The sequence below is a fragment of the Staphylococcus sp. HMSC62B09 genome (genome assembly GCF_001839115.1).
GTDB classification, from domain to species: domain Bacteria; phylum Bacillota; class Bacilli; order Staphylococcales; family Staphylococcaceae; genus Staphylococcus; species Staphylococcus haemolyticus.
Genome location: NZ_KV840106.1, coordinates 22,001 through 31,838 on the forward strand (window position 1 = coordinate 22,001; position 9,838 = coordinate 31,838).

A 9,838-nucleotide genomic window follows, 5' to 3' on the forward strand; every position below is an offset into this window, starting at 1 on the left:
TCTCTCCAATTTTCTATTTATTCTCCGCATGTGTTACGTCATCGATGAGTGATTGATAATTATTTGATGCTTGTTCTACACTAAATTTTTCACTTAATTTTACATCTTTGAAATGAATATTTCTAGCCATTTCCATTGCATCCGCAAACCCTTCGATGTCATCTTTTTTCACAAGTATACCATTTTCATGATTAGTAATTAACTCACTCGGTCCATAACGTACGTTATATGAGATAACAGGGCAACCGCTGTTTATACTTTCCATAATCGATAACCCAAAGCCTTCATACCGACTTGTCAATAGTGAAGCTATCACTTTTGAAAAGACTTCTTTAGGATGATTAGTGTGTCCTTTGAATATTACTTTATCTTCAAGTTGAAGTGTTTTAACCAATTGCTTCAATTTGTTTAAATTACCCTCTTTATCTTTTCCATATACAAGCAACGTAGATGAATAACCTTTTTTCAAATAAATATCAAACGCTTTGATAATATGATCAATTTGTTTTTCTTGAGCCAATCTACCAATAAAGCAAAATTGATCTTCTACATCATCTCGACTATTTGATTGCGCTATGCTGACAAAATGAGGTATGACATCTATTTTATTATCATCTATGCCAAACTGTGATTGAATATCATGTTTTTGATATTCTGTTAAAACTATATATTTATCGATTATTTCTTGTTTATCTAGTGCTAATTTATATGAATGACGAACTTTATTCCCTTGTAAATGATTGCTATGAAACATTAATATGCGCTTAATGTCATTTTCACAATCAATCAATGGTCTGTCGAGTAAGCGTGCATCATTAAATACAACACTTCCATTAGGTAAAACATGGTTATAATAATAAGTAAATAACGCTTTTTCATTATTAAAGGTGCGCGTCTCACCGTGCATTGATAGATGTTGAATATCAATCAATTTGTTCTTTTCATCGTTCGTAAAATGTTTCTTTAAGTACACGTTACCCTTTTTATCATAATATTCTTCCATTGTTTTGATTGCCGTTACATCATCAAAGTAATCAATTTTATGTAATCTGCCATTTAGCGTGAATGCCTTACGTTTAGATACCTTTTGTGAATTAGGATTGATTGTATCTTCAAACTTCATAATCTGTCTATTCGCATAATATTTGCGAAATAACACATAAACATTTTCTTTATAGTATTTAACGTTATCGCCTTCTTGAATGGCCTCTAACCCACGTATTTTAACTTTAGTTTGAATTGGTAACTTTCTAAATAATCTGGGTTCAACTGGTTCCTCTAATAAATTATAATTCGCAAGCCAATCGTATATGTTGTCTAATTTTGTATTCTCAGTTATTAATTCTTTATTCCTAAAAATTCGATATACATTTTTATAATTAGCGTTATAGTTCGTCGTTAGAATTGTAGAAGTTTCTCCCAATTGAGTTTCTAAAAACTTTACTCTATGTAACAAAGATTTTGTTCTTCCACCATGTGTAGGAGGTAAAGTGGAAGTTATTGTATATAACATAATTATGCTCCAATCTTAAGTTTTAAAGTGTGAGACTGTATACTCACATACGCCATTTAATTATTGATGATTATTTCACAGTTAACTACATAAGACAAAACATATCCTTCATTTTTTCTTATTAAAAAAGTAGTTGGAACTAACATAAGTCCCAACTACCTAATATTCATTACTCGGTTAAATTTTGAGTAGTAACAAACTGATGGTATTTTTCGTGATTTCTCATTAATTCAACATGTGTACCTTCACCTGTTACCTTACCTTGATCTAGGAATATGATTTTGCCTGCTTTTTTTATAGTTGAGAGACGATGTGCAATAACAATAGTAGTTCTTCCTTCCATAAGAATTTCTAATGCCTCTTGGATTTTTTGTTCGCTCTCACTATCTAAATTTGCGGTAGCTTCATCTAATAATAAAATATCAGGATTTTTCACAAAACTGCGTGCAATATCGATACGTTGTCTTTGACCGCCAGATAACTTCAGACCACGTTCACCTACTAACGTGTCATAGCCATCATCAAACTGCATAATAAAGTCGTGACAATTCGCTAACTTAGCATACTTAACCAATTCTTCATCCAACACTTCACGGTTTATACCATATAAAATATTGTCACGTATCGTACCACTCATCATAGAATTCGATTGCATTACATAACCAATCTTGTTTCGCCAATTTGTAATTGGAACATCATAAATACTTTGCGTTCCATATTTAATATCTCCAGATTCAATGTCATACATACGTTCAATCAAATTAAAAATTGTACTTTTTCCTGAACCCGACGGACCAACAAATGCGCTCACCTCTCCTTGAGGTATAAGGAAAGATACGTTACTAAGAATCGTTTTAATATCATATTTAAAATCAACATTTTCAAATGACAATTCACCATCGTTAATTGAGATATCTTCTATAGGTTGTAAATCTTCCATTGGTTCAATAGGTTCTTGCATGATTTCAAAGATTCTACTACTTGCACCAACTGCTTTTTTATAATCTGTAACTAAGGTTGAAAGATTCATTAATGGCATCGATAACTGCATCACATAAAAAATCATCGCAATTAACGCGCCAGCTGTTATCGCACCTGTAGCTATCCTTATCGCACCGAAACCTAATATAACTGCGATCATTAATAACATAATCACACTTGAAATAGGTTGAATGACAGCTGTAATTTTTGCTTGTCGCAGACCTAAATTATAAATCTCACGTAAATTACTGTGCGCGTTGTTTAATTCTTGTCTTTCTGTATTCGATACTTTTACTAAACGCATTTCAGTTAACACACGACCTAGCAAACCACTAAAGTTAGCAATTTCAGTTTGTGTGTTCATTGATATCTTTTGCATTTTGCGACCTAATGGAATCATTATTGCCATAAATATCGGAATTGCAATAAATGTTAATAATGTCATTTGCCAGTCCATAATAAACAACATAACTATGGATCCAATGAGTGTAATTACTGCGGGAAGTAATTGTGGCAATTTCTGTGAAATAAATTCATTTATAACCTTAGTATCGTCTGTCAAACGACTCATTAACTGCCCACTTTCATTCTTATCGAAAAAAGGCATTTTTAATTTAATGATATGTTCCCAAAGTATTGATCGAATATCGTAAATCATTTTTTCACCAATTTTACTTAGTAGATAAATACCAATACCACTTAGTAGTGCATTAGCTATAAATATTCCTGCAAATAAAAGAACGATATTCCAATTGATACTACTTGTTGAGAATTTATCAACTAATCGTCCGGTAAATAGAGGAATTAAAAGACCACTAATACTCCCTAGCGAAGAAATAATGATTGCCGCAATAATCAGTCCATATGGCCACGACAATCGTTTAAATAAGAAAAATAACGGATTTTGTCCTTTCATAAATTAGCCCTCTTTTTATATTCATTTTAAAAATTTAATTATATTATTTTCCAAGTATAAAGCTTTAACAAATAAATTCATATAAACAAGTTTATATGATAAAATATTTTAGTTGAAATTTTAAAAAAGGAAAGATAAGAATGAAACGAAGCTTAATAATTACCTTTGCTCTACTTTTAACCATTGTTATTATAGCACCTAACTCCTACGCTTCCGAATATGAACCAACACCTACTGAAATTGCTAGACAATATGGTTACCCGAATGTAACAGATGCCTATCAACCTGAAGGTAGCATAAATGTAAGTCAAACCGGGCAAATTTTGTACGACTATCAATCCAACCAAAAATGGTACCCCGCTTCAATGACGAAGCTAATGACAATGTATCTTACACTTGAAGCTGTGAATAAAGGTGAGCTTTCTTTAAATGACAAAGTACATATTACGGACAAGCATTATCGCATGTCAACTTTACCGGAATTAAGTAATACGAAATTATATGCTGGTGAAACATATACAATTAGCGAGCTACTCCAAATTACAGTTTCTAACTCAAGTAACGCTGCAGCTTTAATTTTAGCTGATGAGGTTTCGGGAAATGTGAATAATTTTACTGATTTAATGAATAAGAAAGCTAAAGCATTAGGCATTTCAAACACACATTTCGTAAACCCAACAGGTGCTGAAAACAAGCAATTAAAAGAATTTGCGCCATCAAAATATAAAAACCAAGACAATACTACTTCCACTGCGAAAGATTTTGCAATTTTAGATCACCATGTCATCAAAGAGACTCCTAAGATATTATATTTCACTAAACAACTTGCTCCTACACAACACGGTGTCACATATTATACATTCAATCATTCATTAGAAGGAGCCAAAATGAGTTTGCCGGGTACAGATGGTTTAAAGACTGGCTCAAGTGATGTTGCAGATTATAATCATACGATTACAACTAAACGTAACAACTTCCGCATTAACCAAGTTATTATGGGAGCAGGAGATTACGTGAATTTAGGTGGAGAAAAGCAACGTAATATGATGGGAAATGCCATGATGAACCGTTCTTTCGATCAATACAGTTATAAAAAGGTACTTTCAAAAGGCACACATAAAATCAATGGCAAAAAATACTATGTCAAAGACACCTTATATGATGTAGTACCTGAAGGTATGAATAAAAAAGATTATAAATTTATCGTTAAAGATGGTTCAATTCATCTTGACTACAATCGTCAATTTCTTACAAAAGATGATGGACCTCCAAAAGTTGAAGTAACGAAACCTCTATTGCACAAAGCAAATACCATTGCTCAAACGACGTGGAAAGAGCATCCAGTGGTTACCTTTGTCGCATTAGCATTATTAGCAATTGCAATTATACTTATTGTACGTTCAATTATTCATTTATTATTTAAACGTAAATAAAGTGATTGATAACTCTTTGACTATATAGTAACAATATCTTTTACTTTCAGTATTAATATAAAGAACCTAAGTGCTATATCACTTAGGTAAGAAATTCTAAAATGTAAAACAATTAAGAATTACTTTAAAGAACTGCTATAGAGACGTCACCTCAGGAACGCGAAGCAACTTAAGTTAAACAAAGAAGCCAGCAAATGAATTCAAAAAGTTCATTTGCTGGCTCTTTTAATAGGATTAAGACCTTATATTTTTAATTATTTAGCGTCTTTGCCATATAATTCTTGTTTAATCTTGGTTGTTGAAATACCTTCAGTACGTTTTAAGTATACAACTTCACATTTATCTTTTAAGAAGTCGAATTCACCTTCCCAATCATGTCCCATTACAAAGACATCTACTTCAAAGCGATCCACGTCGATTTCTTTTTGACCCCAATCATTCTCAGGAATAACTAAATCAACATAACGAATTGATTCTAACATCATTTTACGTTGTTCATAATCATAATATGACTTTTTATTCTTAATTTGATTGAATTCATCTGAAGATAAAGCAACTATTAAATAATCGCCCATTTCACGCGCTCTTCTTAGTAATTCAATATGACCATAGTGTAATAAGTCATAAGTACCATAAGTAATAACTCTTCTCATAAACGCTATCTCCTTAACATAGTTTTTAACATTTTTTCATAATCTTAATTTAGCATAAATAAAATTTACATACCATTAATTTTATAAGTTATACTACACTATCTCTTTAAAGTACGCTTAACTAACTGTTTACTGCTAAAGACAAATTTTTTAGGCATAACTTGTGCTTGAAAACGAAAATATCCTGGTCTTCCAATACCAACATCGATAAGCGTTTGACGCCACTTCTCGTAAGTGTCACGTGTCCAATTTGTTGCACCTTGCTCAACTGCTTGAATGATTCTAAACAACGCATCGCCAGAGTAGTTCGTATGTTGCATATCTTTAATGTAATGCGTGACCTTATCAATAAATCTAGGTGTAACTTTACTGTATTTTAATAAGTAAGCTTGAATAAGATAACTAACAATTAAATCATCCATTCGATAACTATAGTATGCTTTCTCATTTGTTAAAAGTAGCATCTCCATGACGCGCTGACGTACTCGTCGAGCATCTTCAATATAAGATATAAATGTATCAGCTCGTTTATCTGTGATTGAACCTTCTTGCTCATTATAGCCATATATAATGAGTGGTAGTAATTGGATATCACGTGCTGTTAAATAAGCTCGTGTGACAAAGGTATGCTCTTCACAAAATACAACGTCTTCATCAAAACGTAATGCACTAAATTTAGAATTAAATAATTTTCCACCAGGCCCAATAGATTGCAAAATTTCAGGCGCTTGAGCTAAAGATACTAGTGATTCACGATTCATTTCTTCATGAGTCGATACAATTTTCCAATCTCCTTGGACACCTCTACCAATTTGACCAATGACGATATCAACCTCTTGATTACGTTCATAGTAATCTATCATCTTATCTAGTCTTCCCGGTAAAAATTGATCATCTGCATCTAAAAACATAAATGCTTCAACATCATCAGACATTGCAGCTAATCCAAAATTTCTACTTGCAGCTGCACCTTGATTATCTTGATTGTAAATCATAATATTTTTAACTTCTTTTTGTAATTGAGTGAGCTCATGTCTCGAATGGTCTGTAGAACCATCATTCACACAAATGATTTCAACCTCATGTGTTGTATCGATAGATTTGATTGCTCTACGTATTGTCTTTTCTGCATTATATACAGGTATTATGATAGCTATTTTCATCTTTTCACCATCTTTTCAATAAATTCTGTAACGCGTCGAACACTATCTTCACGATTATACTTATGCCAATTTTTAAATAAAGGTTTGAACAAGGCAATATCATTTCTAATTTTTAAAATTAATTCTTCTTCAGTTGTTACTTTATATTGTTGTGGAATTGCTTTATAAAATTGGTTTAAGCCACGAATTTTATCATATTTATGCTCGTCGTACACATAAAATAATGTTGGTTTGTCTAATAAACTCGCCTCAATAGGTAATGAACTATAATCACTAATAATCACATCCGCCATAATCATCAATTCTTGTGTTGTGGCTATAGATTGACTTTTTGAAATAGATGGATGTAATTGATTAATCAATGTGTACTCGGGTAGCACTTCTTCAAAGCGAGCAACATCTATTTGTCTATTGTTTTCAGAACCTTCACGATAAGTAGGAACATAGACCACCAATTTTTTATGAATATTATAATGCTTTTTCAAACGTTCTTGCTCGGCCTTAAGATTGAATTTTAAATATTTTGATAGACGTGGTAAACCGATTGGCAATAATTGTTCTTCAGTAGCTTCAAATGACTCTTTAAAACATGTTCCCATCTCTTTACCACCAATAAGATAATAATCAGTCGCTTGATACACGCGTTGATATTGTCTAACCATGGTTACATTAGTCAAATCAACTTGATGATCAGTCAGCCCAAAATTTTTCAGTGCGCCAGATGCATGCCACGTTTGAATAATCGTTTGTGTCTTCTTCTTAGTATAACCACCTAGCATTAAATAATACGTATCGATTAAAATGACTTTCGAACTACTTAATGCTTTTATATGTTTGACGATATATTTGTTTCCTGCTGGTATGAAAGTAATGTTGTTAAGATGTTTCAGCCTATATTGCTCTTCAAATTTTGCAATTACAGTTATTTTGTAACCTTTATTGTCTAATTCGTTAATAATCGGCATGACATCTTCAGGAAATGTCATGAGTACCGTAATTTGCTTTTTATCAACTTGTCTCCTTTTGTAAATAAAATTCAATAATGTAATCATCAACATATATACTTTTTTAATAATTAGTCGCATACATTTACTCCTTATATTTTCATTATAAAAATTATAAATCAAAAATTGTCATTATGCTGTATACACAAAATCCTTGATAAACGCATCAACATTTATCAAGGACTTTAAATTATAAGAAATCTGCGAAATGATCGCGATATCTTCGATGTAAAATTGAACCTAGAACAAAGAAAATTAAAATAACTATCACGTTATAAATTAATAATTTCCAATGTTCTATAAAGTACCATTCGTGGAATAAAATCGCTGCACGATATGATTCAGCTAAGAAATAAACTGGATTAAATTTAATAATTTCACCAATTGTTCCACCAATACCTGAATCTTTAGGTACCCATAGAATTGGAGACATATAGAATAAAATTCTTAGCAAAGCCTGCATGATCATTTGTGTATCCCGTACAATAATGCCGAGTGTCGACGTAAATAATGCAACAGATGCTGTAAAGAAAAATGTCATTGGTACATAAATTAATAATTGTACAATATGAATTGAAGGGAAAATACCATTAACGATACAAATTCCTATAATAATTAACAATAAACCTATATGACCATAAAAACGACTGGTTACAGTGTAAGTTGGTATGATAGAAAGTGGGAAATTCATCTTCGCCACTTGATTAAACTTCATAGATACTGATTTAGTACCTTCAAGAATACCTTGGTTTACGAAGAACCACATACTAATCCCTACAAGTAGCCAATAAATAAAAGGTATCCCATGAATAGGTTGGTTACTTCTAATCCCCATACCAAATACAAACCAGTAAACCATGATTTGTAATGCTGGATTCAGTAATTCCCATGCTACACCAAGATAGTTATTCGTATTTGTTATTTTAATTTGAAATTGTGCAAGTCTTTGCACTAAGTAAAAATTCTTGATATGTTCTTTAAAAACAGATCCTACTGCCGACATTGAAATTAACCACGCTTTCAATTAAATATCCACAATGTATTTACATTTTTTATTTAAAATTAGGATAACTATATTATATATAACGTTTTCTCAAAAGTTTAATATAATTATTACGTACATACAGTATTATTTTATATTGTAGAGAAGATTATTAGAAAATAAGAACCATAACTATGGACTTAATTTTCCAAAAAAAGTAAAATCTACTTATTGTTTACAAAAAGTTATTCAAAATCTCTTATACACTTTACACTAGGTTAATAAATTTAACAACTATTGTATGATGTATTATAATCTATATAAGTATTTATAAGGAAGGAAATATCATGAGCGTATCTGTAAATATAAATAATGTGACAAAAGAATATCGCATTTATCGTAATAATAAAGAACGCATTAAAGATGCCTTAATCCCTAAAAATAAAAACAATACATTTTTCGCTTTAGATGATGTCTCTATAACAGCTCACGAAGGTGATGTCATAGGTTTAGTCGGCATTAACGGCTCAGGTAAATCTACATTAAGTAATATGATTGGTGGTTCTATTTCCCCAACTTCTGGAAATATTGAACGTAATGGTGAAGTCAGTGTCATCGCAATCAATGCAGGTCTGAATGGTCGTTTAACTGGTGTAGAAAATATCGAATTTAAAATGTTATGCATGGGATTCAAAAGAAAAGAAATCAAGCAACTTATGCCTCAAGTTATAGAATTTAGTGAACTCGGCGAATTTATCCATCAACCTGTTAAAAATTATTCAAGTGGTATGCGTGCTAAATTAGGATTCTCGATTAATGTTACAATTAATCCTGATATCTTAGTCATTGACGAAGCATTATCTGTTGGTGACCAAACTTTCACTCAAAAATGCTTAGACAAAATTTATGAGTTCAAAGAAGCGAATAAAACGATTTTCTTCGTTAGTCATAATATTCGCCAAGTCCGTGAATTTTGTACTAAAATTGCCTGGATTGAAGGCGGAAAGCTCAAAGAATACGGAGATTTAGAAGAGGTTCTTCCTAAATATGAGCAATTCTTAAAGGACTTTAAGAAAAAATCAAAAGCTGATCAAAAAGCATTTCGCAAAGGTTTAGATGAAAAACGCTTTATTGTTAAATAGCGATAATTAAAACAAAAAATTTTGGCTCTACGTCAAATCGGACTGATGAGT

The 9,838-nt window shown here is 31.5% G+C and carries 8 protein-coding genes; 2 read left to right on the forward strand and 6 right to left on the reverse strand.

Annotated features, from left to right (window positions below):
* Positions 1-13: 13 nt before the first annotated feature.
* Positions 14-1,513, reverse strand: coding sequence for a glycosyltransferase (locus HMPREF3265_RS02235; protein ID WP_070860954.1), 1,500 nt, complete (start codon positions 1,511-1,513; stop codon positions 14-16).
* Positions 1,514-1,682: 169 nt separating this feature from the next.
* Positions 1,683-3,410 carry an ABC transporter ATP-binding protein gene (locus HMPREF3265_RS02240; RefSeq protein ID WP_070860955.1) on the reverse strand — a complete coding sequence of 576 codons (1,728 nt, stop codon included), beginning with the start codon at positions 3,408-3,410 and terminating at the stop codon, positions 1,683-1,685.
* Positions 3,411-3,550: 140 nt separating this feature from the next.
* Between HMPREF3265_RS02240 and pbp4 the strand changes: the two genes are divergently transcribed.
* Positions 3,551-4,843 (forward strand): penicillin-binding protein PBP4, encoded by a 1,293-nt coding sequence (pbp4, locus tag HMPREF3265_RS02245; RefSeq protein WP_070860956.1) that lies wholly within the window; start codon positions 3,551-3,553, stop codon positions 4,841-4,843.
* 254 nt (positions 4,844-5,097) lie between these two features.
* On the opposite strand, the gene tagD is transcribed toward pbp4, so the two are convergent.
* The 4 genes from tagD to HMPREF3265_RS02265 all read right to left on the reverse strand — a co-directional run bounded on the left by tagD (position 5,098) and on the right by HMPREF3265_RS02265 (position 8,666).
* Positions 5,098-5,496, reverse strand: coding sequence for a glycerol-3-phosphate cytidylyltransferase (tagD, locus tag HMPREF3265_RS02250; protein ID WP_011276515.1), 399 nt, complete (start codon positions 5,494-5,496; stop codon positions 5,098-5,100).
* Positions 5,497-5,594: 98 nt separating this feature from the next.
* Positions 5,595-6,659 carry a glycosyltransferase family 2 protein gene (locus HMPREF3265_RS02255; RefSeq protein WP_070860957.1) on the reverse strand — a complete coding sequence of 355 codons (1,065 nt, stop codon included), beginning with the start codon at positions 6,657-6,659 and terminating at the stop codon, positions 5,595-5,597.
* Positions 6,656-7,744 carry a teichoic acid glycerol-phosphate primase TarB gene (gene tarB, locus HMPREF3265_RS02260; RefSeq protein ID WP_070441972.1) on the reverse strand — a complete coding sequence of 363 codons (1,089 nt, stop codon included), beginning with the start codon at positions 7,742-7,744 and terminating at the stop codon, positions 6,656-6,658. The genes HMPREF3265_RS02255 and tarB overlap by 4 nt, the downstream gene beginning before the upstream one ends.
* A gap of 109 nt (positions 7,745-7,853) precedes the next feature.
* Entirely contained in the window at positions 7,854-8,666 is an 813-nt protein-coding gene (locus HMPREF3265_RS02265; RefSeq protein WP_037548273.1) for an ABC transporter permease, read from the reverse strand.
* A 326-nt stretch (positions 8,667-8,992) separates the two neighbouring features.
* On the opposite strand from HMPREF3265_RS02265, the gene tagH reads away from it, so the two are divergent.
* The gene (gene tagH / locus HMPREF3265_RS02270; protein ID WP_011276519.1) at positions 8,993-9,787 is read left to right on the forward strand and encodes a teichoic acids export ABC transporter ATP-binding subunit TagH; all 795 of its coding nucleotides are present in this window, start codon (positions 8,993-8,995) and stop codon (positions 9,785-9,787) included.
* The last annotated feature ends 51 nt before the right edge of the window (positions 9,788-9,838 follow it).

What these genes read in the sequence shown, in the direction of transcription:
- HMPREF3265_RS02235 (WP_070860954.1), bottom strand. Translation starts at nt 1,513, where the DNA reads ATGTTATATACAATAACTTCCACTTTACCTCCTACACATGGTGGAAGA.
- HMPREF3265_RS02240 (WP_070860955.1), bottom strand. Translation starts at nt 3,410, where the DNA reads ATGAAAGGACAAAATCCGTTATTTTTCTTATTTAAACGATTGTCGTGG.
- pbp4 (WP_070860956.1), top strand. Translation starts at nt 3,551, where the DNA reads ATGAAACGAAGCTTAATAATTACCTTTGCTCTACTTTTAACCATTGTT.
- tagD (WP_011276515.1), bottom strand. Translation starts at nt 5,496, where the DNA reads ATGAGAAGAGTTATTACTTATGGTACTTATGACTTATTACACTATGGT.
- HMPREF3265_RS02255 (WP_070860957.1), bottom strand. Translation starts at nt 6,659, where the DNA reads ATGAAAATAGCTATCATAATACCTGTATATAATGCAGAAAAGACAATA.
- tarB (WP_070441972.1), bottom strand. Translation starts at nt 7,744, where the DNA reads ATGCGACTAATTATTAAAAAAGTATATATGTTGATGATTACATTATTG.
- HMPREF3265_RS02265 (WP_037548273.1), bottom strand. Translation starts at nt 8,666, where the DNA reads ATGTCGGCAGTAGGATCTGTTTTTAAAGAACATATCAAGAATTTTTAC.
- tagH (WP_011276519.1), top strand. Translation starts at nt 8,993, where the DNA reads ATGAGCGTATCTGTAAATATAAATAATGTGACAAAAGAATATCGCATT.